The organism is Lentzea sp., assembly GCF_035525475.1.
GTDB lineage: Bacteria > Actinomycetota > Actinomycetes > Mycobacteriales > Pseudonocardiaceae > Lentzea.
Genome location: NZ_DATLEC010000139.1, coordinates 1 through 21,399, shown reverse-complemented (window position 1 = coordinate 21,399; position 21,399 = coordinate 1). Strand labels below are relative to the sequence as shown.

Here is a 21,399-nt window from a genome sequence, read left to right as displayed (position 1 = left end):
CACGTCGAGCTTGCCGCGGTGACGCCAGTACGAGGTGCGCAGGAAGTCGCCGGAACCGTACTTCGGCGGCACCGGGATATCGCCGAGCTTCTCCTTGACTGCCATGCGCACCGCGGGGTCCGTGACGTCTTTGCCGAGTTCAGCGGCGATGGCGTCTTCCTGGCGCTGCAGTTTCCACACGTCTTCCCAGTCGGCGCGCTTGCGCAGGCCCGCGGGCTTGTAGCGGTAGACCGGGAGGAACGGGACGTGCTCCTCGTCTACCAGCTCGGCGCGACGTGGCCGTCGGGGCGTGCCTGCCCGCAGAAACGGATCATCGATGCCCGACGAGAAACCCGTCAAGGACATGACCATGCTCGAGCTCCTGGCCAACCAGGTCGACCAAGAGCCGGTGGAACGAGCGCGGCCGGATCAGCCGAGGCGACCCAGCAGCTCCGACACCGAGTGAATCAACCTCGAGTGGTCCGCAGGGGCCAGGGTGGACCACACGTGGCCGTCGCCGGACGGGCGGCGGGTGAACTGCCAGCGCCCTTCCGGCGTGTCGTAGAACGACACCGCGTACGGGCCGCGCCGTCGCTGGCTCGGTACGCCGTTGCGCGACTCGCGGAACGCCGCGCCGAACTGTCCCATGCGGATGACGTTGCCCAGTACCGAGCTGACCTTCTGTGCGTCCGGACGCGGCAGGCCTGTGTCCCGCAACGCCGTCTCCATCCGCGTGACCGACTTGCCCGCCGCGGCGGCTGCCCGGTCGAGGTCGGCGGCGGGCAGGCTGATCGAGCGGGACTTCGGTGTCGCGTGCGGGGGCAGCAGAGAGACGACCGAACTCGCCAGTGCGCTCTCGTCGATGTCGTGCACCGTCAGTCCGTCGGCGGTCAGCACCGCCAGTACCGCATACCGGCGGCGAACCGCGGCGAGCGCGCGGACACGTGGGCCGTCGTCGAGCCGTAGCCGAGCATCGACCTCACGCTCTGGACGTGCCAGCAGGCCCAGGCGGCCCGCGAGGTCCGGATCGAATTCGCCGCGATCTGCCAAACCCTTCTCCTCCAACGACTGCCAGGCGTTGTGAAGCAGAGCGCGGCGCTCGTCCACGGTCGCACCGTGTGACGGGATGGACAGGATCGTGGGGTGCTCACCAAGCCGCAGATGATCCCAGCACAGGTCGAACTCCAAGCGGGACAGCGCGAATCTCACGAGCGGTCATCCCCGATCACCGGCGGAGCGACCACAGGAAGGTCGTCCTCGCCCCAGACGTCGCGCAGTTCTTCGAGGTAGTCCGCGGTTTTGTGTTCCTTGTCTTCATCGCCCTGATCACGTTGCGGCCCACCAGCCATGCCGCCTGTTCCCGGAGCACCCGCTGGACCTCGCGCACCGGACGCGGAGCCGCCACCTCGACCGGCTTCGGTGCCGAAGCTGCCGACACCCGCGGCCGGGCCACGGCTGGGCTGCTGACCGGCCTGACCTGGTTGTCCGGCGAAGCCGCTACCGAGTTTCGGCGTTCCGCCGCCGGTGTTGGTGCCGCCGCGCACGCTCGGACTGCCCACCGGGTTCGGTCGCACGGGTGACCTCGGGGGAACCGGACCCGTGATCGGCGGCTGCGGCGTGGGACCAGGTGTGTGCACCGGGGGAGTGATCGGCGGCGTTGGGCCCGGCCGGACGTCCACCGGGGTCTGCACGGCGGAAGTGCCGGTATTGTCATCGGCAGTGGGAAGCAGCGCAGGGGGAGTGGTCACCGGCTGCTGTTGCTGCTGCTGCGGAGGCGTCCAGTGGCTGGGCTGGCTTGTCGACGTGGTGGACCACTGGCCGTCGGTGAACTGCTGCGAGTTCTGGCGCTGTGCCGGCGGCTGGTCGAACTTCGGCTCGACCACCTCGGTCGTGATCTGCGGTGGCGGCGTGAACGCACCAAGGCCGTTCACGGCGGACGAGCTGCCATCGTCGTAGCCGTTCATCACCCGCACGGCTTCGCGCTTGGCCTCGTTCGCCTTCTGCTCCTCGATGTCCTGGTCGGTCTGACCGCCCACCAGGTGTGTCAGCCCCGCGGGAATGCCGAGGAAGTCGTCATTCGCCGTCGAGGTCACGTGCATCGGCTCGGGCATCCGGTTTTTCGCGCCCGAGTAGTGCGACTGGTGAGCCTGGAACGACTGGTGCGTCTCCACGCCGGCTACGCGCGCGTCTTCGGCCCACTGCACGAGAGGTGCTGTGCTACCGGAGAACTGCTCGCCTGCCGCGCCGACCCACACCGCGCCCGCGCTCCTGATCGCGGACTCCAGCTCGGCCTTCGCGTTCCCCATGACCGCACGGAAGTTGTTCCAGGCATCGTCGATCGCCTGCGCTGTGGAGGAGTCCACGCTCTTGTGGATCTTGTCATAGAGCTGCTGATGTGACTGCGCATCGAAGTTATGGTCACCGAGTGCCATTTCTCCCCCTATCTGAGCAAGTTCTCCATCGCGGCTTCAGCCAAAGCCCGTGCCCCGTCGCATGGTTTCGGAAAATCACCCTCAAAGCTTGGGGACACCGAGAACCTGGCGGCGAGATACTGCCCGTCGGCGGTATCGATCAGCACGTCACAGACGCCAGGGTCTGAGTCGACCGTGACCGTGATCGCTGCAAACCCCTCGACCGGGGGTACTTCTGTAGGTCGTCCGGTCTTTTTGCCGCTGGTCCAGGCATCGATCCCCTCTATCGTGACCGGGACGAGTCGGATACTTGCGCCGTTGTCGGTCCAGGAACACCCTTTGGCCTTGAGCGCTGGCGCATCGACCGGCCGTCCGATACCGTTGATCTTGAGCGCCGGTAGCTGTGCGGCGGTGAGAAGCTGGCACGCATCTCTGCCGTCGAGTTTGACCTCACGCGGTCGCGCTGATTTCGACGTAGTCGTGACGGGTGGCGTCGTGCTCGCGCTCTCCGGTCTCGGAGTGCCAGGTGCGTTAGTACAAGCCGACATGGCGGCGAGCACCGCCATGGTTGCGAACAGTGATCGCCTCATGTTTGTCAGAGGCCCCTGTTCTGCTGCTGCATGCTCGTGTAATTGGTGTCTTCGACCAGGTCGTATGTCTTTGTCGCGGCATCAAGCTGCCTGATGTTGCGCTCGAGTTCGTCAAGGAAGAGAACGGTCACCTCGATCGCTTTGCCGGCGTTCTCCTGGAACACCTTGGCTGCGTCCTGTGACACGTCGTCCTCGGCCAAGGGGCGACCGCGCAGGTTGTCGCGTTCTCGATCCAAAAAGTCGCGAACCGTGTCGCGGACCGCCTCGTACTTGGCCTTGAGCTTCAAGATCTCGCCCGGTTCGATGCGCATGGTCACGCCCGCGCCGGGCCCTCCACCATCCGTCGTCGCCATGAACGGCATGAGCCTCCCCTTCCGGTGCTCATCACAGCGCCACCGAGTGATCGCTGTGCGTACACAGGCTCCCACGGGTGCTCACCGTGTGCACATAGAATGGGGCCGAATCACCCGGCCTGAGGGCGCGCTCGTACCTCGGACGGCCACGGAGAACGGGCGATCACCCACTCCTCGGGCGTGTTCACCCGGATCACGTGGTCGCCGATGCGCGGAACCTTCGTCTCGTCCCCGGCCGGGGAGATCAACACGAGGGTGCCCGGGCCGGACAGGCCTTCGGTTCCCGGTCCGTAGCGAGCACGCGAAGCCAAGCGGTCCAGCAACGCCTGTCCCGCCGGATAGCGGCCCAGCGGCGTGAGCGCGTCCAAGGGCAGCACCGAATGCCGCGACCACTCCGCTTCCAGCAGATCGCACGCCTGCGCGACCACTCGGTGCAGGTTGAGCTGGTCGTTGCTGCCCGGCTCGGCGGCGTCAGCCAGCAACACCCGGTCGAAACTCGGGATGTTGAGCTGACGAGCCACCTGCCGAACCGCGGCGACGAACGCGACAGACACGTCGATCACGGGTATGCCGAGTGCGGACTCCACAGCTACGCGGGCACGCTCCCAGCGCTTGCGCCGGACGGTGATGATGCGGACACGGACAGGACCTGAGCGATCCGGCCTTGCGTGAGTTTCGTCGCCTTGGCGACCTGCACATTGGTCGGCCAGCGCAGCTCCGGTAGCGCGCCACGCTCGTCGGGCAGTCCGAGCAGGAGTCGGCTGATCGTAGCCTGAGTGTCGTTGCGCCGCTTGGTCGCCGGGACCAGGCCGGCCACGATCGCGTCGAGTGGCAGCCGTGACCCGTCGACGTCGGCGGGTAGTTGTGCGGTCCTGATGGCGCTCGGATCGGTCAACAGCCGCGTTCGCCACTGGATGATGCGATCAATCAGCTCATCGCGCGTTTTACGACTCAGACCACGGGTCTTGCGCACCTCGTTGAGCCGGAGGTCGAGCAGATCTCCCACGGTGTTCGCGCCCAGGCGATGGGAGACGGCGACGGCGCGAAGGGTCAGGCCGGCCGCGTCGAGAGCCGCGTCGAGAGCCGTGCGGTCCGCAGCCTCTTGACGCAGCTCGACCGGGTTGTCCGAACCGGACGACGACACGGCGGCAGGGCCGGTCTCGTCGAGCGCGGTGAACACCCGTTGCCAGGCCTCGCGCATCTCTAGTGCCGAGCCGAACCGCTGTTCCGCGTCGCGGTGCAACGCCCTGCCGAAGAACGTGCGCAACGGCTCCCGCAACGGGGCTTCGAACAGTTCACTCGACAGCGTTACCGGCTCGGTGACGAAACGGGGATTGGTGCCGTCATCGCCCCACGCCGGCAGCTCCAGGCTCGCCATCTCGTGCAGCGTGACCGCTGCGGCGTAGCGCTCGGCGTGTGCGTCGTAGACCGGACGCCGGTCGGTACCGAGGAACGGGTCGATGTAGCCGCGCGTGCCGGCGTGGACGTCCGTGACGGGTGCCCCGGCAAGGGAGAAGTCGAACAGCACCAAGGCGCGGCCGAACCGCGGATGGTTGCGCACACCGAGGTTGTCCGGCTTGATGTCGGTGGATGACACCCTTCTTCTCCAGGTATGCCAACGCATCCAGCAACTGATCACCGAGCAGTTGCAACTTGTCCGGCAGGAGCGCGCCCTCGTTGCGCAGCACGTGGGCGAGTGAGCGGTCGCCCGCGTAGTCGATCTCGATGGCGTGCCTGTCGCCCAGTGGGAACAGGCTTCGGCGCAGTACGACGATGTGATCGTGCCGGAGGTGCTCCAGTGCCGCGGCCTCGTCGACGAGGCGGTCCTCGGCCTCCGCGGATCGCGACACCTTGACCACTGTGTCGATCCCGTCGTGCACTACAAGGAACGCCCGCGCGGTGGCGCCGGTGCCGAGAACGCGCTCGACGACGTAGTCGGTTTCGGCCAGCGCCTCACCCTTGGAGGCGTTCCAAGGATCGCTGCGTTCGGTGACGGGTTCGTCGAACCGTTGTGCCTTGTCGAGCTCCTCGATGAACTCGGCGACGTCGGTGAACCGGGAACCGACCACGGGTGCCGTCGCGAGGGCGATCACCGTGTCGAGCTCGTCGGGGATGCTGTCGTCCACGGCGCGTGGGTGCAGGCCGCCCTGCTTGCTGAGCTGTTCCAGCAGTTCAGGCCGGGTCGATGCGGGTGGTTGCCCGGTGAGGAGCAGGTATGCGATCGCGCCGACGCCGAAGACGTCGATCGCGACGGTGCCGTCCGGCTCCTCGGTGAAATCCGGCGCCAGATAGGCGGCGGACGCCTCCTCGACGTGGGCGGCCGCGCCTGTGCTCGGCCGCAGCCGGTGCATGGTTGACGGACCGGACAGGCCACGAGCGGCGGCCTGCCACTCTCCGACCTGCAGGCGCGGCTTGGTCCAGTCGTCACCGGTCGGCTGGACGATCACTGCCCGAGGGGACAACGCTCGATGCACCAACCGGCGTTCGTGGGCGTAGTTCACCGCCTCGGCGAGCTGACGCACCAGGCCGAGCCGCGTCGGCAGGTCCAGTTCCGCATGCCGTTCCGCCACGAAGTGGTCGAGCCGTTGTGCTTCCTTCGACTGCTCGATGAGCAACGCGGGCCCGGCCTCGTGGTCGACGAAGTCCACCGGACGCAGCAGGTCTGGATGATGAATGCCTTGACACGCACGGAACTCGCGTTCGGCGGCTGCGCGTATCGACCGTTGTTTGTCCGGGTCGGCTTCACGCTCGTAGAGGTAGATGCGGACCCTGCGGTACTCGCCCGGCATGTCCTCACGGGTCGCGTCGTGATCCTGCCAGGTCGGGCCGCTCGCGTACGGGCGCGGCTCGACCTGCCACTGGCCGACGGTGATGCTGCGCCGGGTCCGGTGAATTCCCACGCGTTGCAGCAGACGGGGAAGGGCACGGAAGAAGTCCGGGCTCGGAGGTGTGCGGCTCACCGCGCCCAGGAGCAGATCAGAACCGATCTTCGGCAGCGAGGAGGTGTCATCCTCAGGACCGAACACGCCGTACTTCTGCCCTTCGGCGAGCTGGCACACCAGACTCGGTTCCGACAGGAAGATGGCGGCTGACAGGTACGGAACGGTGATCCGGTCCTGCCTGGCCGCCTACACGAGCAACGACTTGAGCTTCTTGGCCTTCAGGCCGGCGGCGCCCAGCGGGTTGTCGAACGTCCACGTGGTGCCGTTCGGGCGATGTCGCACCCAGGTGCCGAAGTGGTTGGTCAGCCTGCCCTTGAGGCTCTTGATCTCGATGAGGTGCAGGCCGCTGGGAGTGGCGACGAGAAGATCGGCCTCGGGCTGGCCGCCCTCCTTCGGTGTGAACGTGAAGTTCGCCCAGGCAGCGTAGGGGTGGCGGTCAGGCAGGAGCTCCCGCACATGCCGCAGTGCCGCGCGCTCGTGCTTGAACGCCGACTGCGTGATCTCGTGCCACCTGCTCGACTGCTCGTCCACCCCGTGCACCTCCAGCTCGACGATCCATCTTGCCCGATCTCACCGGATGGCCAGATGATCACCCTCCGCTGTCAGTGCGCCGGTTTCGACGAGTGCGTAAACGGCGTCGTCCAGCGCCGCCTGGATGTCGGGTCCACGCCGCTGCCAGCCGAACAGCCTGGCGATGCGCATCGACAGCTCGTCAGGGGTGATGACATGTGCGTCCGCTACCAGACGTTGGATGGCCAGGTGCAGTTCTTCTGTCGGCACGTACTTGACCTCGCGCCTGCTGTCGGGCTCGTCCGTCGGAGTCCTGACGGTGTCGACCTGGCAGGTGTGGAACTTCAGGAAGCTCTGGTCGTCGCGCAGCACCGTGGAGCGGGTGAGGTTGTCCACAACACGGTCGAAGGCGTCTCTGATTCGTGAACCGGCCTTCCACTTCCCCCATGCCTCGCGGAGGATGCGCAACGCGCGTTCCTCGCCACCTGGGTCGGCTTCCACACATAGCCGCGCTGGATCTCCGGCAGCTTGATCTCGCCGCGCTCGATCTGGCTCACTAGTGCGCCGATCTCACGCTCGGTCTTGTCAACGGGCACAAGGCCGGAACCCCCAGGTCATGAGTGCCTCGATCGACTCATAATCGCGGGAAGGTGAGCGAGCGCTAGCAGCCGAATCGCTCGATCGGAGCACCGATCGGTTGATCTAACGTGTCGAAGCGATGACCACCGGTGTCGTGATCTGGGCAGTGAGAAGCAGAGTGAGCCACTTGGGTGATGTGAAGGTCCCCGGAAAGCGCTGGACCGTCGCGCGGAGCGCTGCCAGGCGATGATCGCCGGTATCGGGCAGCGGATCACCGGCGCAGCGCGATCGGGAAGTCCACCTCCTCCGGACCGTCCACGTTGGGCGTCCTGGTCCGCGGGAACTCCATCGGAGGCAACGCGATCCGGTGCGCCCATCGCTCGATGACCTGGTTCCGCGGCGTCGGCTCCGGCTGAGACACCTCCCGCAACACCACGAGCCGGTCCTCCAGCTGCAACGGGTACGTGACGAGGAACCACAGCTTCAGCCCCTCGGTGGGCATGTTCTCGAACAGCGCGAACTGGTCGTGGTCGTTGTCCCGCATCATCGCCGCGATGGCGGGCCCCTTCGCGTAGTCGCTGCGCAGCGGCGCGTCCGGCGACCCCGTGCCCCGGTTGCCCTGGAGGGTGCCCAGCAGGATCGGGCGCGACGGGTGCTGGATGAGCCCGGCGTTCCAGTGGTCGAGCCGCTGCCACCCCTCCGCGGCCAGGAGCTGGCGCAACATGCCCACGCGGTGGATCCAGTCGAGCAGACCGGGCGCGTTGGTCGGCCCGAACGGCGGCGAGGCGCCGCGCGCGTCGATACCGGCGGCGACGGCGCGGTCGAGGACCTCGCGGCGCAGGCCCAGCTCTGCGAGCCGCTCGTCGGCGGTGGGGGTGAGCTTGCGGAAGGCGGCGTTGGTCATGGGTCGACGGTAGCGACGGGGTCTGACAATTCCGGGAGACTGCGGTTCGTGTACCGCTACGTCGACGCAGGACCAGCCCTGACCGCGGCCTCGGAGGCGACGTCACAGGTTATGCGCAGGACCCGCCGGACCGGCACCGCTCCGGAACTGGCGGTTCGCCGGGCGCTGCACCGCCGGGGGCTGCGGTATCTGGTCGACGTCGCTGCGCCCGGCACCAATCGGCGTCGACGCGTCGACGTGCTGCTGTGTGGCGCCCGGATCGCCGCGCTCAACGCTTCCCGCTTGCTCAGGCCGCCACCGGCGCGAGCTGGTGCAGCACGTCCCGCTCACCCAGCCGTTCCCGTGCCCACTCCACCACCGCGGTCTCCTGCGCGAACAGCACGATCTGCCGGTCCTCCGACAGCCGCAGCAGCAGGTCGAGCACGGCCCGTGTGCGGACGTCGTCTGCCTGCACCGTGACGTCGTCCAACAACAACGGGCACGCCTCGGTGGCGAGGTGCTGGGCGAGGGCCACGCGCAAGAGCAGGTAGATCTGCTCGGCGGTGCCCAAGGACAAGTGCGATGCGTGGTGCCACACGTAGGAGGAGGCGCGCACGCGCACGGTCAGCGACTGCGGGTCCACGGCCGCGTCTACGTAACGGCCGTCGGTCACGAGTGGCAGCCAGGTGCGGAGGGTGGACTCCAGGGCGGGGGCGACGGTGCTGTGCACCTTCTCGCGTGCGGCGGTGAGGTAGCGGGTCGCCAGGTCGATGGCTTCCACCTCGGCGGTCACCTCCGCCAGTGCGGCGGTGGCCGTCTGCACGGCTTCCTCCGCGTCCGGGACGCTGGGCAGGCTCCGGGCCATCTCGGCGACGGTCGCGGCCAGGGCCTGGGCGGACGCGGCCAGTGACGGGTCTACCGGGTCGCAGGCAGCGAAGCGTGAGGCTGTCTCCAGCAGTGAGGCGTGGTGGGTTTGGGCTGCTGAGAGGGTTGTCTCGAGGTCGTCCAACGTGCCGTCGGCGCGTAAGGCTTGCAGTTCGGCCCATGCGTTGCGTTCTTCTTCGGCCTCGCGCAAGAGGTTGTCCCAGCCGCGTTGCCACTCGGCGATCGCGCGGAGCAGGTCTTCCGGGCGTTCGCCGGTGCGGCCGATCGCCGTCACGGCGTGGCGCAGCAGGGCCAGGGCTCGGGTGCGGGCGACGGCGGCCTCGGTGACCGCGGCCTCCGCCTGGCGGCGGTCTGCCAGGGCTTGGGCCAGGTACGGGCGTTGGGCTGCCAGGGAGGCTTGGCGGGCGCGGACCTTGCAGTCGGTCTCGTAGTCCACCAGCAGTTCCGGCACGGACGTGGTGGCGTCCGCCTTGCCTCGTGCCGCCAGTTCCACGCGGACGGCCTTCTCGGTGCGGGCCACCTCGCAGACCAGGTCGGCGTGCTCGGCCTCCCAGGCGGCGCGGTTGGCCAGGCGCCACAACGTCTCGCGGTCCGCCGGCACGCCCAGGGACGCGCACTCCGCCACGGCCTGGTCGTGGATGCGGACCGCTTCCGCTGCCACGGCTCGCTGGCCCTCGGCTTCGGCCAGGGCGCGGTCGGCGGCGAACAGCCGGCCCCGTGCCCGTGTCGCCGCGGCGGCCTGTTCGGCGGCGAAGGCCACCGCGGCTTCGCGTTGGGGGCCGTTGTCCCGCGACAGGGCGCCACCGGTGCCCGCGACCAGAGCGGCCACCAGGACACCCATCGCGGCCAGGCGTTGGTCCACCATGAACAGCAGCACGCCTACCAACGACGTCAGGCAGCTCAGGGCCAGCAGAGCGTTGCGCAGGAACGGGTTCGGCATCGCGATCTCCTGCACGCGCGCCGCTGCCACGTCGGCCTCGACCTGCGTGCGGGCGGCGGTGGCGGCTGCCTCGTCCTGCACCTGGCGGGCGCCGTCCACCTCGATCGACGCCGTGGTCAGGCGGGCGCCGCTGGTCGGGTCCAGGCGGGTAGCCAGGCCGCACAGCACCGACGGCTGTGCGGACGTCGGGGGAGACGGCATGCGTTCCTGGTGCGCGAGGGCGACGGCGGAGGCGGTCTCGTAAGCCGTTGCCACGACGCGGAGTTCGTCGTCCACCGCTGTCTCGCCGGCGGGAAACCCCGGCAGCGCCCTGAGCTCGGCCTCCAGCGCCGCCGCCGACGGGCCGGTCAGCACGCGCGGGGTCGGAGCGGCACGCCACGCGGCCAGCGCGCGGTTCACCACCTGCGTCAGCTCTTCCTGCGCGGCGAGGCCGGACGGAGGCGAGTCGCCGAAGCGGTCCTGCAACGCGGTCAGGCGGGCCACGCGAGCCGACAGCGCGTCGAGCGTCGCGGAGTGCTCCTGCACGGCCAGACGGGCACTGGCGGCGGCAGCCGAACGGGCCTGCTCGCTCAGTTCCAGGTAACGGGCGTGCTCGCGGCGCGCCATGGTCAGGTCGGTCTCGGCTTCGCACAAGCGGTTCTCGGCCTCGCGCAACGCGTCGACCGGCGCGGTCAGTCGCCGCAACGCCTCCTCCACCGTGCCGTCGGTGCCCGCGGTGGCCGCCGCGCGGCGCAGGTGGTCCTGCAGGCCGTCCGCCGCTTCCAGCACGCTCAGCAACGACGCCTGGTCCACGCACGCGGTGGCGGTGAACGACGTGCGGTCCAGACCGAGCCGCTGCGAGACGTCCGGCGCCGAGTCGTCGTTCAGATCGCGGTCCACGGCAACGACTTCACCGGACTCCAGCGACACCATCGCCGCCACCCGCCACGACTCGCCCTGCCACGGGCGGTGCCGCGACGACGGCTGACCGCACAGGGCGGCGCGGATGGCCGCGTGCCAGGACGACTTCGCGGACTCGTTCACGCCCGACACCACGGTCAGGCCGGGCGCCAGCGGCAAAGTCCTGTCGTGCAACGGACCGAACGCGTGCGCGGTCACCGACTCGATCTTCATCGTTCCTCCAGCGCGCGCAGGCCGGTCGCGAGCACGCGGCTGCGCAACGCCGTGTCCAGGGACTCGTCCGCCAGCACGTCCCGCACGAACTGGCCGCGCACGGTCCGTTCCGCCGCGACGGAGCCGAAGTCCAGCAACGGGAGGGCCTTCTCCGAGTCCAGCCAGTCGAGCGACCGCGCCGCCGACACGTCGAACACCTCGCGCGACACCGAACCGTCGTCGTGCACCGTGCACAGGACGGCTCCGCGCTCGCCGGTCTCGCCCGGAGTCAACGGGTCTGGGTTGCCGGGGAACGTGTAGTGCTCGGCGTGCTCCGGCGTGTGCACGTGTCCCAGGAACGCGTGGTCCAGGCCGGTGATCGTGACGTCGTCCGGTGCGGAACCGTGGCACAGCGCGAGGTTCACGCCGCTCCGGTTCACGGCGAAGCCGTCGAGGAAGTCCTTCGCCGGACCGGGTCCGACGTGCGCGGCGCCCCACAGCGTGACGCCGTCGGCCAGCTCCACTGGCGTCAGCGACCCGGAGGAGAACACGTGCACGTTGGGCGTCCAGTCCACCTGCCGGTAGACCGACTGGGGCCCGTACCAGTCGTCGTTGCCCGGGGCCAGGAACACCGGCAGCGGGCAGTCGAACGCCGACCGCAGGAACGACGCCGTGGTGGGGGAGCAACGATCGTGCTCGTACAGGTCGCCGGCGCAGAGAACGGCGTCGACGTCGGATTCCCGTGCGAGGTCGATGATGTGGCCGAGCGTGTCGCGCAACGCCTGGCGTCGCGCGGGTCCTGCGCTCGGGAAGCGGGTGTCCAGGTGCAGGTCCGCGAACAGCAGCAGTTTCACCGGTGCCTTCAGTGGAGGTCGATGGTTCCGAACAGGGTCATGGACGGCAGCAGGCCTCGGCGACGGCCGCGGTGTCGGCGTGCCAGCCGTTCAGCTCCGCGACGGCCGGGGTCAGCTCGTAGCCGTGGTGCCGGATCGCGCGGCTCAGCGCGTGCCACAGCTGGGATACGTCGTACGCCACGTCCGCGCCGACGCGGGACGGGAGGCTGATCAGCAGCGCGTGCACCGGCTGGTCGGTGTTCTCCGCACCGCAAACGCGCGCCACCGACCGTTCCACCGCCGTGCGCAACAGTTCTGCGCAGCACCGGATGCGGACGCCGTCGAGCTGCTCCGGGCGCGCCAGCAGGTTCGCGACGCAGGTCAGCCGGTCCTGCACGTCGGACGGGAGGGTCATCTCTGGAGCCATCCCGCGAGCAGCTCGGTGTCGCGGATCAGCACGTCCAGGTCGCCGCTGTCGCCGCCGGCCCGGCACGTCTGCAGCAGGTCCACCGCCCATGATCCGACCACGTCCTCCAGGTGCGGCATCAGCTTCGCCGGTTCCGCGTGTTCGTCGAGCACGGCCAGTGCGATCGTCTGCTTCGTCGTCAACGCGCCTTCCAGCACGCGTTCGACCTCGGCGTGCGGGGTGCCGCGGCTGAGCCGTTCGCGGCGGAACCGCGCGTGCGAAGCCGCTTCCAGGGCCCCACGGCAGCACGACGCCACCAGCTCGGCCCGCAGCGCGTCCGGCAGGTCCTCGTCCGCCCGCATCGCGCGGGCGTCGTTCAGGCACCGGCCGACGGGGTCGTCGGACATCCGCACCTGCACCGCGGACCCCTCGCCGCGGCAGACCTCCCAGACGGTCGCCGAGAGCCGCAACCGCCGCAGCGCCTCCACGAGCCGTTCGTCGTGCGTGAAGACCACGACCTGGCGGGTGAGGCCGACGTCGGCGAGCACCTGCGCGAGTCCGTCCACTTTGGATGGATCCATCGCCTGCACGGGGTCGTCGATCATCACGAACCGGAACGGGCTCTCGTCCACCATCGCGCGGGGCAGGAACAGGGCGAGTCCCAGCGAGTGCAGCTCGCCCTGGCTCATCACCGCCAGCGCCGAGTTCGAGACGCCGTCGACCGACACGTCCAGCTCGACGTTGCGGGTGCCGCCGAGCCGCACCGCGCCCAGGTCGACGTTGCTCTGCTGGCGCAACCGGTGCCAGATCCGCTGCGACTCCTTGGCGAACGGTGCGATGCGCTCCGACCGCAACGTCGCCGCGGCCTTGCGGATCCAGTTCTCCGCCTCGGTCACGTCGGCGAGCACTTCGGAGTCGGCAAGCGCTTGCTGCGCCTGAGAATGCCACTCGAACAACGCGATCGCCATCGGCCGCCACACCAGGTCGCGCCGGTCGATCTGCTCACGTGCCACGGACTTCAGCTGCTCCACGGCCGCCGCCAGCTCGGCATGGCGGTCGAAGAGCTCCCGGCGCAGCCGCACCGGGTCGTCGATCGAAGCGCGGTCCTCCCGGGCCTGCCAGGCCTGCAGCACGGCCGTCGTGTCGAGGATGCCCTGCGTCTCCCGCAGCACCTCCGGCACGGGCAGGCACAACGCCCGCGCCGCCGCCACCGCGACGTCCAGCCGGTCCGCGGCCTCGTGCAGCTCCGCGGCGGCCCTGGCGAGGTGCTCGGCGCGGGTCCTGGCCTTGGCGAGCCACCTCGCGTCGAGCTGGCCCAGGTCGCACACGGGGCACGTCTTGGTGCCGCCGGACTCCTTCAGCTGGATCGCGAGCCGCAGGATCTCGCTGGACCGCAACGAGTCCTGCGCGTTGGCCGTGGCCACCGCCGACACGGCGCCGAGTGCCAGGTCGAGGTTCTCGCGGCACCGGTCGACCTCGTCGTCGGGAGGCAGGGCCAGATCGACGATCTGGTGCAGCAGGCCCGTGCCGCTGCCGACGTCCGTGCCGAGCGCGAGGTCCGCGATCGCGTCGAGGTCGGGGGACGGGCTGCCGAGGAGTTCCGCGGCACGTCTGGCGCGTTCGTCGGGCGATGCCGCCAGCTCCGCACGCACGCGTTCACGTCGGTCGTAAGGGCGGGAAACGATGTCTGCCAGGCGTTTGCGGTGTTCGGCGAGCGACTGCTGCGCCTCGGTGAGCGCCTCCAGGCCGAGGAAGCGGTGCATCGCCTCGTAGAGGTCCTCGGGCTGTGCGTCGAGAACGGTCCCCAGCTCGCTGTAGGGCAGGAACGGCCGGTAGGTCTCCAACGCGTCGTGCCAGCGCCTGTCGTCGAACGGCTCGCCGTCCTGCGTCCACTCGCCCTGCCCCAGGTCCTCCTCGGGCGACCAGGATCTTCGGATCGTCGTCCTGCCCGGCCGCGCGGCCTGGACGAGGTCGAGCTCGACGGCGGTGTCGGGCTGGTGCAGGTTGCGCCAGCCCTGCCGCCACACGTCGTGCCGTGCGCGGGTCCAGCGGGCGTTGTAGCCGGTCAGCACCAGTTCCGCGGCCTCGGCGAAGCTCGACTTGCCCGAGCCGTTGCGTCCCGTGACGACGGTCAGTCCCGGACCCGGTGCCAGCGGCAGGCGCGCCAGGGGGCCGATGCCCCGGAAGCCGCGCACGCGGACCTCCGACACGAAGATGCCGTGACCGGGGCCGTCGGTCTTCTCCCTCGGGGCGTCCTCCCGTGCCGGCGCACCGGCGAGCACGCGGTCCAGCGCCGTCTCGCCCCGGCAGGCCGCGAGCACCAGTTCCGCCGCACGTGGGGTGAGATCGTCCTTGGCCAGTCGCCCGGCCATCAGTTCGAGTAACCCGGCTTCACCCGCCACGGTCACATTTCCTCCAGCTGCCACCACTCGGTAGGGCGGCAACCTAGGCAGCAAATGGGACCTACTGACGAGTACTCACACGATCGAGTGGTGTTACATAGGGTGACTGACGTAGTCCGCCGTCGTTAAGGGCCCCACACCTGGACGCCTCGGACGACGAAGTACGCGTCGGGCACGTAGGTGCCGTGCTTGGGGTAGGTCGTGAACTCCGCCTCCGTCGAGCAGTTCACCCGCTGGTACACGCTGATGTCCCTGCTCAGGCGGTTGGCGAAGGACCTGCCGACGACGGAGAGCGGGATGCACTCGGCGGGGTTCGCGGATTCCAGGTCGAGGCGCTGCACGGTCCCCGTGTAGTCCGGGCCCGTCCACACGCAGAACTCGCCCTTGTCGCAGGAGTTGTCACTCTGCGCTACGGCGATCCCACTGGGGGCAACCGTGCCCGCGGTGATCGCCAAGGCGGTGATGAGGGTCTTCGTCGGCATGGGCGCACCTCCGTCCGGACGAGTGTGCGTCATTTGGGGTCAATCGGCCAGACGATCTTGGAGCGCCTTCGCGTCACGGGGCGCGTAGGCCTTCGCGTCGTTGTCGAAGTAGACGAACACGTCGCCGTGCCTCGCCCAGGCGCGGACCTTCTCCGCCCACATGTCCAGGCCCTCGTCGGTGTAGCCGCTGACGTAGAGCTCGTCGTGGCCGTGCAGCCGGACGTAGACGAAGTCGCTCGTGACCTCCTCGATCAACGGGTACCTGCCGGCGGCGTCCGCGACCACGAGCGCGATGTCGTGGCGCTTGAGCAGGTCGAGGAACTCCGGCGTCCGGTAGCTGTCGTGGCGGATCTCGATGGCGTGGCGCATCGGCCGTTCGGCGTCCGTGGTGGTGTGCGCGGGGTCGACGCGGTGGTCGTGGCGTTCGGCGATCTCCGCGGCCTCGGTGGTGGTGCGGGGGAGGCCCTCGAAGAAACCGGTCAGCAGGTCCGCGTCGAACCGCAGGGTGGGCGGGAGCTGCCAGAGGATCGGCCCGAGCTTCGGTCCGAGTGCGAGCACGCCGGACGCCAGGTAGTTCGCGAGGAGGTCCTTGCCGTCCTTGAGGCGCTTCATGTGCGTGATGAAACGGCTGCCCTTCACCGAGAACACGAAGTCGTCCGGTGTCTCCGCTGCCCACTTCTGGTAGCTCGACGGGCGTTGCAGCGAGTAGAACGAACCGTTGATCTCGACGGAACCGAGCTGCTCGCTGAGGTAGGCCAGTTCGCGCTTCTGCGTGACCCCCTTGGGGTAGAACGAGCCGCGCCAAGGGGGGTACACCCACCCCGAAGTGCCGATCCTGATCTCACCCATGTGGTAATCGTGGCACGGTGGACGCATACCTACAGCGCATCGGCGCCTCTCGCACGTCGTCGTTGGCCGAGCTGCACGAACGGCACCTGCTGAGCGTCCCGTTCGAAAACCTCGACACCCACATGGACACCCGGATCGTGCTGGAGATCCCGTGGCTGCACGACAAGATCGTGGAACGGCGGCGGGGCGGGTTCTGCTACGAGCTCAACGGGTTGTTCGCGAAGTTGTTGCGAGACCTGGGCCATTCGGTGCGGTTGCTGGCCGCGCGGGTGTTCGGAGAGGAGCGACGGCTCGGGCCGCCGTTCGACCATCTGGCGTTGCTCGTGGACGATGCGTGGCTGGTGGACGTCGGGTTCGGGTCGTTCTCGCTGCGCCCGCTGTCGTGGACTTCGCGGGAGGACCAGAAGGACCCCGCCGGCGTGTTCCGGCTGGAGGACCACGGTGACGACGTGGACGTCTACCACGACGGAAAGCCCGTCTACCGGCTGGAGCGCCGGCCGAGGGAGCTGGCGGAGTTCGTGCCGACCTGCTGGTGGCAGCAGACGTCGCCGGAGTCGCACTTCCGCAAGGGGCCGATGGCGACTCGCGCGCTACCCGACGGGCGCATCACCGTGGCCGGCAAGAAGGTCATCGTCACGGAGAACGGCCGCAAGACCTCAACCGACGTCGAGGACCCCGCGGCCGCTTTCCTGGAGAACTTCGGACTTCACTTCCGGCAGAGCAACGCGTCCGGTGTCCTGCGCCAGTTGTAGGCGACACCGGCGATGTGCTCGTCCTGCGCGCACTGGCCCTTGTAGTGCCCGTTGGCCCAGTCACCGCCCTGGTCCGGCCGGTTGTCGCCGCGGTCGAACCACAGGACCCGCGTGCTGCTTCCGGTCGCGACGGGTGCGCAGACCAGTGTGAAGTTCGCGTAGCCGACGGCCGCGTTCCCGTTCGGGCACTGCAGTTTCGTGTAACCGGAGGCCCAGTCGTCGGTCACGTGCTGTTCGGTGGTGACCCTGGTCGTGGCGCTCCACTGTGGACCGCTGACGCACAGGCCGCGGTTGCCCGTGTGGCTGATGCCGACGAGCTTCTCGTTCTGCGGGCACGATTCCTTGAGGAGCATGGTGAACCGGGTCTCGCGCGGGATCTGCCCGGTGCGGCTCGGTGCGGTGATCAGGCGGTTCCACGCTCCGGCCCGCCAGTCGTCGCCGTCGTTGACGCTGATGCGGTTTCCGCCGGCGTCCCAGCGCAGTAGCGCCCAGCTGTTGCCTGAACGGTTGGTGTGGAAGCCGACCAGTGGCCAGTAGGCGAAGTCGGTGTCCTTGGCGATCAGCTGGTCGACGAACCGTTCGAACCAGTCGCGCGCCTTCTGGTTCGACTCGTCGATGCCGCCGACGCCGAACTCGCTGATCCACAACGGCGCGGTGAAGTGCTTCTGCGCCTCGGTGATGTAGAACGCCTGGCGTTGCAGGACGTCCGTCAGCTCCTGGGGCGTCAGGTCCTGGTAGCGCGGATCGCTGGTCTCGCCGATTCCCGTGGCGCCGCTGTGGTTCGGCCCGGTGTAGCCGTAGAAGTGGGCCGAGTACACGAGCTTCTCGGGGTTGGCGAGGGTGTGGCTGAGGAAGCGCACCGGTTCCAGCGTCGGCCTGCCGTGCGCGAAGCCGTCGACGGGGATGCCGGTCCAGTTGATGCCCTCGACGACGACCAGGAGGTCCGGCGCTGTCTGCTGGATGCGGTCCGCGGCCTGCTGGGACGCCTTGTGCCAGTCGTGGTCGTTGCCCCAGCCCCAGTTCGGGTCGTCCCACACGTTGCGGCGCACCTCGTTGTAGAGGTCGGCGCCGACGACGCGCTTGTTGGTCTTGTAGCGGTCCGCCATGAACGCCCAGTCGTTGATCCACTGGTCGGTGCTCTGGCTGGTGTTCCACCGCTCGTTGCCGTCGACGCCGCAACACCACCGCGACGTCGTGGTGTGGTTGTTGAGGATGACGGCGAGGTCGTCGCGCGTCAGTTCGGCGACGACGGCGTCGTAGATCTCCAGCGGCCGCTTGCCGTTGAGCTGCGCGTCCTTCAGACCGTTGACGGGGTTGCTGTCTTTGATCATCTGGTTGGAGAACGGCAACCGGACGCTGTTGACGCCGATCTCCTTGAAACCGCTGATGATCGTGGCCATCGTCGCGCGGTCGAGGCCGAGGGGGACCTGGTCGGCCTTCTCGCCGGCGTGGTGGGTGGCGGGGTCGTTGATGTCGCCGGAACCGTTCCAGGTGCCGCTCGCACCGTGCCAGTTGCCGGACTTCAGCTTGAAGCGGTCGCCGTTCGAGTCGACGATCCACCGTCCGCGCGTGCTCAGCGGACCGGTCCAGGAGGACGCCGGTTCCGCCTGCGCGGGAGCAACGAGACTCGCGGCCAGGAGCAGGGTGGCCGAGACGCGAGTGAGTTTCACGTATGTGACCGTATCGGCGTTTCCAGGAGTTGCGCCAGGGTCTCGGCGTTCCCGGTCGCGGCACCCTGCATGGTGTTGTCGAAGTAGACGTAGGTGTCGCGGTCCCAGTCGCGGATCTTGTGCGCCCACTCGTCGAGCTGCTCGTCGCTGTAGGAGCTGATGTACAGCTCGTCGTGCCCGTGCAGCCGGACGTAGGCGAAGTCGGCGGTGACGGCCTCGATGCACGGGAACGTCGGTGCGTCCGACACGACGTGAGCGATGTTGTGCGCGCGCAGCAGGTCGAAGTAGGCGTCGGTGCGGAACGACTCGTGGCGCGGTTCGAAGGCGTGCCTGCCGGGCGGGAGCAGGGCGAGGAAGTCGCGCACCAGGGCCGCGTCGAACCGCAGGCTCGGCGGCAGCTGCCAGATGACCGGCCCCTGCTTCGGGCCGAGCGCGAGCGACTCGGTGAAGGCCTTGAGCGCGTCCTCAACGTGGCGCAGGCGTTTGACGTGCGTGATCAGCTTCGGGCCCTTGACGGCGAAGACGAAGTCCGGCGGCGTCGAGGCGGCCCACTTCTGGTAGTACGCGGGCGGCTGGAGCCGGTAGAACGAGCTGTTGATCTCGATCGTGCCGACGTGCGACGCCAGGTGGCTCAGCCACAGCCGTTGCGGGACCCCGCGGTAGAAACCGTCGCGCCACTCGGGGTAGCGCCAGCCCGACGTGCCGATCCTGATCATCTCGTCCGGGTAGCCACCAGAGCCTGTAGCTACTCCGTAGCACCTTTTATCGCTTTGAGCTACGCTGGTGTCCATGCAGCAGCTCAAAGCCATCGGGCAACGCGAGCTCCGCAACGACAACGCGGAGATCATGCGCCGTGTCGAGGCGGGTGAGAGCTTCGTCGTCACCCGCAACAACAAGCCGGTCGCGCAACTCTCGCCGTACCACTCCGAGGTCGTCACCAGGCCTTCGCTCGGCGAGGTGCAGGCGCTGTTCGGGAGCCTGCCGCCGGTCGACGCCGACAGGTGGGACGCCGACAGGGCCGCGGCCGACGAGCTCTTCGGCGCGGACGACCCGCTGGACGACCCGTGGCAGAGCTGAGCTGCCTGCTCGACACCTGCGTGCTGATCAGGCTCGAGCGGGCGAATTTGGGCGACTACGCCCACGCCCGGCCCTACCTGAGCGCGGTCACGATCGCGGAGCTGGCGTTCGGCATCGACGTCGACGACCCGGTGGAGCGCGCCGCCCGCACCGAACGGTTCTACGCGGCGCAGCAGACGTTCGAGGTGCTGCCGTTCGGCTTGGAGGAGGCCAAGGTCTACGGGCAGATGGCCTCGCTGGTGCGCCGAGCCGGCCGTTCACCGCGCCCGCGCAGGATGGACCTGCAGATCGCGGCCACGGCGTCCGTCGCGGGGGTGCCGGTGCTGACGATGAACGTCAAGGACTTCCAGGACCTCGACCGGCTCGTGGAGGTCGTACCGATCCGTCAGGCCTGAACAGCGCCATGGAAGAGAACTGCCCGAGCGCCTACCAGGCTGCCGCTCATGACTTTTCGGGTACACCTGCTCGTGCTGCGGCGCGGAGATCGCTCCGCACGGGCCGAAATGACCCGATCGAGATGGCCCGACTGCTAATGAATCGGGCTCGGATGCCGATACGGGACACATGACTGTCACGGACATCGCGACGTGGGGCACGGCGGACCACGTGCGGGCCGCGCTGGAACGTCAGCTCGAAGGCGCGCTGGTCGAGGTACCCCAGGACGAAGAGTCGCCCCGCTGGGCGTTCAGCGAGGCGTTGCGCCGGTCGTTGATGCTGCGCCAGAAGCACCCGTTCGACGTCGTCGCGATCGGCCTGCCCGACCTGCTGCGCTACCGGGACCTGGTGGCCGGCTCCGAGGTGACGTTGCGGGCCACCAGGATCGAGGCCTACTTCATCCGCCAGGACGGCACCACGGAGCAGTACCGGCCCGAAACGGACTGAAGCCCCGGCTCCGTCGAGGGAGCCGGGGCTTCGTCAGACCAGGGGTCAGGCGGGCACGGAGGCCACGCCCGGCGCCAGGAAGCGCTTGCCCGTCACCTTCTCCGAGATGCCGGTCCGGTCCAGGTACGGCGTGATGCCGCCCAGCCAGAACGGCCACCCGGCGCCCAGGATCATGCACAGGTCGATGTCCTGCGCCTCCGCGACCACGCCCTCGTCGAGCATGATGCGGATCTCCTCGGCCAACGCCTCCAGCGCGCGCGTCTTGACCTCTTCGCCCGTCAGCGGTGAGGAGCCGAACTCCCACAGCGCCTGGACCTCGGGGTCGACGGTCTGGTTGCCGGAAGCGTCCCACTGCCAGACGGCGCCCTTGCCCGCGGCGACGAACTTCTTCATGTTCTCCGACACCGAGAAGCGGTCCGGGAACGCGCCGTGCATCGTCTCCGACACGTGCAGCGCGACGGCGGAGCCGACCAGCTGCAGCAGGATCATCGGCGACATCGGCAGGCCGAGGGGCTCGGTGGCCTTGTCGGCGACCTCGAAGGGGGTGCCCTCGTCGACCGACTTGATGACCTCGCCCATGAAGCGGGTCAGCAGGCGGTTCACGACGAACGCGGGCGCGTCCTTCACCAGCACCGAGGACTTCTTCAGCTGCTTGCCGACCGCGAACGCCGTCGCCAGGGTGGCGTTGTCGGTCTGCTCGGCGCGCACAATCTCCAGCAACGGCATGACCGCGACCGGGTTGAAGAAGTGGAAGCCCACGACGCGCTCGGGGTGCTTGAGCTTCGACGCCATGTCCGTGATGGACAGCGACGACGTGTTCGTGGCGAGGATCGCCTCGGGGGAGACGTGCTCCTCGACCTCGGCGAACACCTGCTGCTTCAC

Annotated in this window: 23 protein-coding genes and 1 pseudogene; 4 read left to right on the top strand and 20 right to left on the bottom strand. The window is 68.8% G+C overall.

What is annotated here, in order from left to right; all coding sequences use genetic code 11:
• The 17 genes and pseudogenes from VM306_RS23400 to VM306_RS23320 form a co-directional block, all read right to left on the bottom strand.
• Nucleotides 1–252: pseudogene (locus VM306_RS23400) on the bottom strand (DUF7008 domain-containing protein); the annotation flags it as partial.
• A 156-nt stretch (nt 253–408) separates the two neighbouring features.
• Nucleotides 409–1,188 carry an ESX secretion-associated protein EspG gene (locus VM306_RS23395; protein ID WP_325518598.1) on the bottom strand — a complete coding sequence of 260 codons (780 nt, stop codon included), beginning with the start codon at nt 1,186–1,188 and terminating at the stop codon, nt 409–411.
• Nucleotides 1,185–2,411 (bottom strand): PPE domain-containing protein, encoded by a 1,227-nt coding sequence (locus tag VM306_RS23390; RefSeq protein ID WP_325518596.1) that lies wholly within the window; start codon nt 2,409–2,411, stop codon nt 1,185–1,187. Before VM306_RS23390 ends, VM306_RS23395 begins: the two co-directional genes overlap by 4 nt.
• 8 nt (nt 2,412–2,419) lie before the next feature.
• Nucleotides 2,420–2,956, bottom strand: a complete 537-nt coding sequence (locus tag VM306_RS23385; protein ID WP_325518594.1) for a DUF3558 domain-containing protein — start codon at nt 2,954–2,956, stop codon at nt 2,420–2,422.
• 29 nt (nt 2,957–2,985) lie between these two features.
• A complete protein-coding gene (locus tag VM306_RS23380) occupies nt 2,986–3,342 on the bottom strand; it encodes a PE domain-containing protein (protein WP_325518592.1) in 357 nt (118 codons plus the stop codon).
• Between the two features lie 101 nt (nt 3,343–3,443).
• Nucleotides 3,444–3,896, bottom strand: a complete 453-nt coding sequence (locus VM306_RS23375) for a hypothetical protein (RefSeq protein ID WP_325518590.1) — start codon at nt 3,894–3,896, stop codon at nt 3,444–3,446.
• A 26-nt stretch (nt 3,897–3,922) separates the two neighbouring features.
• Entirely contained in the window at nt 3,923–4,711 is a 789-nt protein-coding gene (locus VM306_RS23370; protein ID WP_325518588.1) for a DNA-directed RNA polymerase subunit alpha C-terminal domain-containing protein, read from the bottom strand.
• The gene (locus VM306_RS23365; RefSeq protein WP_325518586.1) at nt 4,677–6,359 is read right to left on the bottom strand and encodes a protein kinase domain-containing protein; all 1,683 of its coding nucleotides are present in this window, start codon (nt 6,357–6,359) and stop codon (nt 4,677–4,679) included. The genes VM306_RS23370 and VM306_RS23365 overlap by 35 nt, the downstream gene beginning before the upstream one ends.
• A gap of 102 nt (nt 6,360–6,461) precedes the next feature.
• Entirely contained in the window at nt 6,462–6,806 is a 345-nt protein-coding gene (locus tag VM306_RS23360) for a nuclease-related domain-containing protein (protein WP_325518584.1), read from the bottom strand.
• A 39-nt stretch (nt 6,807–6,845) separates the two neighbouring features.
• Nucleotides 6,846–7,181 carry a hypothetical protein gene (locus VM306_RS23355; RefSeq protein ID WP_325518582.1) on the bottom strand — a complete coding sequence of 112 codons (336 nt, stop codon included), beginning with the start codon at nt 7,179–7,181 and terminating at the stop codon, nt 6,846–6,848.
• Nucleotides 7,182–7,635: 454 nt separating this feature from the next.
• The gene (locus VM306_RS23350; protein ID WP_325518580.1) at nt 7,636–8,268 is read right to left on the bottom strand and encodes a hypothetical protein; all 633 of its coding nucleotides are present in this window, start codon (nt 8,266–8,268) and stop codon (nt 7,636–7,638) included.
• A 286-nt stretch (nt 8,269–8,554) separates the two neighbouring features.
• Entirely contained in the window at nt 8,555–11,185 is a 2,631-nt protein-coding gene (locus VM306_RS23345; protein ID WP_325518578.1) for an AAA family ATPase, read from the bottom strand.
• Nucleotides 11,182–12,018 (bottom strand): metallophosphoesterase family protein, encoded by an 837-nt coding sequence (locus VM306_RS23340; protein WP_325518576.1) that lies wholly within the window; start codon nt 12,016–12,018, stop codon nt 11,182–11,184. Before VM306_RS23340 ends, VM306_RS23345 begins: the two co-directional genes overlap by 4 nt.
• 37 nt (nt 12,019–12,055) lie before the next feature.
• On the bottom strand, nt 12,056–12,412 hold the full coding sequence (locus VM306_RS23335) for a hypothetical protein (RefSeq protein WP_325518574.1): 357 nt from the start codon (nt 12,410–12,412) through the stop codon (nt 12,056–12,058).
• A complete protein-coding gene (locus tag VM306_RS23330; RefSeq protein ID WP_325518572.1) occupies nt 12,409–14,775 on the bottom strand; it encodes an AAA family ATPase in 2,367 nt (788 codons plus the stop codon). The genes VM306_RS23335 and VM306_RS23330 overlap by 4 nt, the downstream gene beginning before the upstream one ends.
• A gap of 155 nt (nt 14,776–14,930) precedes the next feature.
• The gene (locus VM306_RS23325; RefSeq protein ID WP_325518570.1) at nt 14,931–15,287 is read right to left on the bottom strand and encodes a peptidase inhibitor family I36 protein; all 357 of its coding nucleotides are present in this window, start codon (nt 15,285–15,287) and stop codon (nt 14,931–14,933) included.
• Nucleotides 15,288–15,326: 39 nt separating this feature from the next.
• The gene (locus VM306_RS23320; protein ID WP_325518568.1) at nt 15,327–16,136 is read right to left on the bottom strand and encodes a DUF72 domain-containing protein; all 810 of its coding nucleotides are present in this window, start codon (nt 16,134–16,136) and stop codon (nt 15,327–15,329) included.
• 17 nt (nt 16,137–16,153) lie between these two features.
• Between VM306_RS23320 and VM306_RS23315 the strand changes: the two genes are divergently transcribed.
• Nucleotides 16,154–16,888, top strand: a complete 735-nt coding sequence (locus tag VM306_RS23315; RefSeq protein ID WP_325518566.1) for an arylamine N-acetyltransferase family protein — start codon at nt 16,154–16,156, stop codon at nt 16,886–16,888.
• On the opposite strand, the gene VM306_RS23310 is transcribed toward VM306_RS23315, so the two are convergent.
• Together VM306_RS23310 and VM306_RS23305 are read right to left on the bottom strand one after the other, a co-directional pair.
• The gene (locus VM306_RS23310; RefSeq protein ID WP_325518564.1) at nt 16,843–18,558 is read right to left on the bottom strand and encodes a glycoside hydrolase family 5 protein; all 1,716 of its coding nucleotides are present in this window, start codon (nt 18,556–18,558) and stop codon (nt 16,843–16,845) included. The genes VM306_RS23315 and VM306_RS23310 overlap by 46 nt on opposite strands.
• Nucleotides 18,555–19,274, bottom strand: coding sequence for a DUF72 domain-containing protein (locus tag VM306_RS23305; protein ID WP_325518562.1), 720 nt, complete (start codon nt 19,272–19,274; stop codon nt 18,555–18,557). Before VM306_RS23305 ends, VM306_RS23310 begins: the two co-directional genes overlap by 4 nt.
• A gap of 73 nt (nt 19,275–19,347) precedes the next feature.
• Here VM306_RS23305 and VM306_RS23300 point away from each other — a divergent pair, with 73 nt between their 5' ends.
• From VM306_RS23300 to VM306_RS23290, 3 genes are all read left to right on the top strand, one after another.
• On the top strand, nt 19,348–19,635 hold the full coding sequence (locus VM306_RS23300; protein WP_325518560.1) for a type II toxin-antitoxin system prevent-host-death family antitoxin: 288 nt from the start codon (nt 19,348–19,350) through the stop codon (nt 19,633–19,635).
• Entirely contained in the window at nt 19,623–20,030 is a 408-nt protein-coding gene (locus VM306_RS23295; RefSeq protein ID WP_325518559.1) for a type II toxin-antitoxin system VapC family toxin, read from the top strand. The genes VM306_RS23300 and VM306_RS23295 overlap by 13 nt, the downstream gene beginning before the upstream one ends.
• A gap of 169 nt (nt 20,031–20,199) precedes the next feature.
• Complete coding sequence (locus VM306_RS23290) at nt 20,200–20,517, top strand: hypothetical protein (protein WP_325518557.1); 318 nt, start codon at nt 20,200–20,202, stop codon at nt 20,515–20,517.
• A gap of 45 nt (nt 20,518–20,562) precedes the next feature.
• On the opposite strand, the gene VM306_RS23285 is transcribed toward VM306_RS23290, so the two are convergent.
• A partial coding sequence (locus VM306_RS23285; RefSeq protein ID WP_325518555.1) for a 3-hydroxyacyl-CoA dehydrogenase family protein occupies nt 20,563–21,399 on the bottom strand: 837 nt, incomplete at its 5' end.

Excerpts from the sequence above, each read along its gene's own strand:
- VM306_RS23390 (WP_325518596.1), bottom strand. The coding sequence starts at position 2,411 with ATGGCACTCGGTGACCATAACTTCGATGCGCAGTCACATCAGCAGCTC.
- VM306_RS23385 (WP_325518594.1), bottom strand. The coding sequence starts at position 2,956 with ATGGCGGTGCTCGCCGCCATGTCGGCTTGTACTAACGCACCTGGCACT.
- VM306_RS23380 (WP_325518592.1), bottom strand. The coding sequence starts at position 3,342 with ATGCCGTTCATGGCGACGACGGATGGTGGAGGGCCCGGCGCGGGCGTG.
- VM306_RS23370 (WP_325518588.1), bottom strand. The coding sequence starts at position 4,711 with ATGGCGAGCCTGGAGCTGCCGGCGTGGGGCGATGACGGCACCAATCCC.
- VM306_RS23350 (WP_325518580.1), bottom strand. The coding sequence starts at position 8,268 with ATGACCAACGCCGCCTTCCGCAAGCTCACCCCCACCGCCGACGAGCGG.
- VM306_RS23345 (WP_325518578.1), bottom strand. The coding sequence starts at position 11,185 with ATGAAGATCGAGTCGGTGACCGCGCACGCGTTCGGTCCGTTGCACGAC.
- VM306_RS23335 (WP_325518574.1), bottom strand. The coding sequence starts at position 12,412 with ATGACCCTCCCGTCCGACGTGCAGGACCGGCTGACCTGCGTCGCGAAC.
- VM306_RS23330 (WP_325518572.1), bottom strand. The coding sequence starts at position 14,775 with ATGGCCGGGCGACTGGCCAAGGACGATCTCACCCCACGTGCGGCGGAA.
- VM306_RS23325 (WP_325518570.1), bottom strand. The coding sequence starts at position 15,287 with ATGCCGACGAAGACCCTCATCACCGCCTTGGCGATCACCGCGGGCACG.
- VM306_RS23320 (WP_325518568.1), bottom strand. The coding sequence starts at position 16,136 with ATGGGTGAGATCAGGATCGGCACTTCGGGGTGGGTGTACCCCCCTTGG.
- VM306_RS23305 (WP_325518562.1), bottom strand. The coding sequence starts at position 19,274 with ATGATCAGGATCGGCACGTCGGGCTGGCGCTACCCCGAGTGGCGCGAC.
- VM306_RS23300 (WP_325518560.1), top strand. The coding sequence starts at position 19,348 with ATGCAGCAGCTCAAAGCCATCGGGCAACGCGAGCTCCGCAACGACAAC.
- VM306_RS23290 (WP_325518557.1), top strand. The coding sequence starts at position 20,200 with ATGACTGTCACGGACATCGCGACGTGGGGCACGGCGGACCACGTGCGG.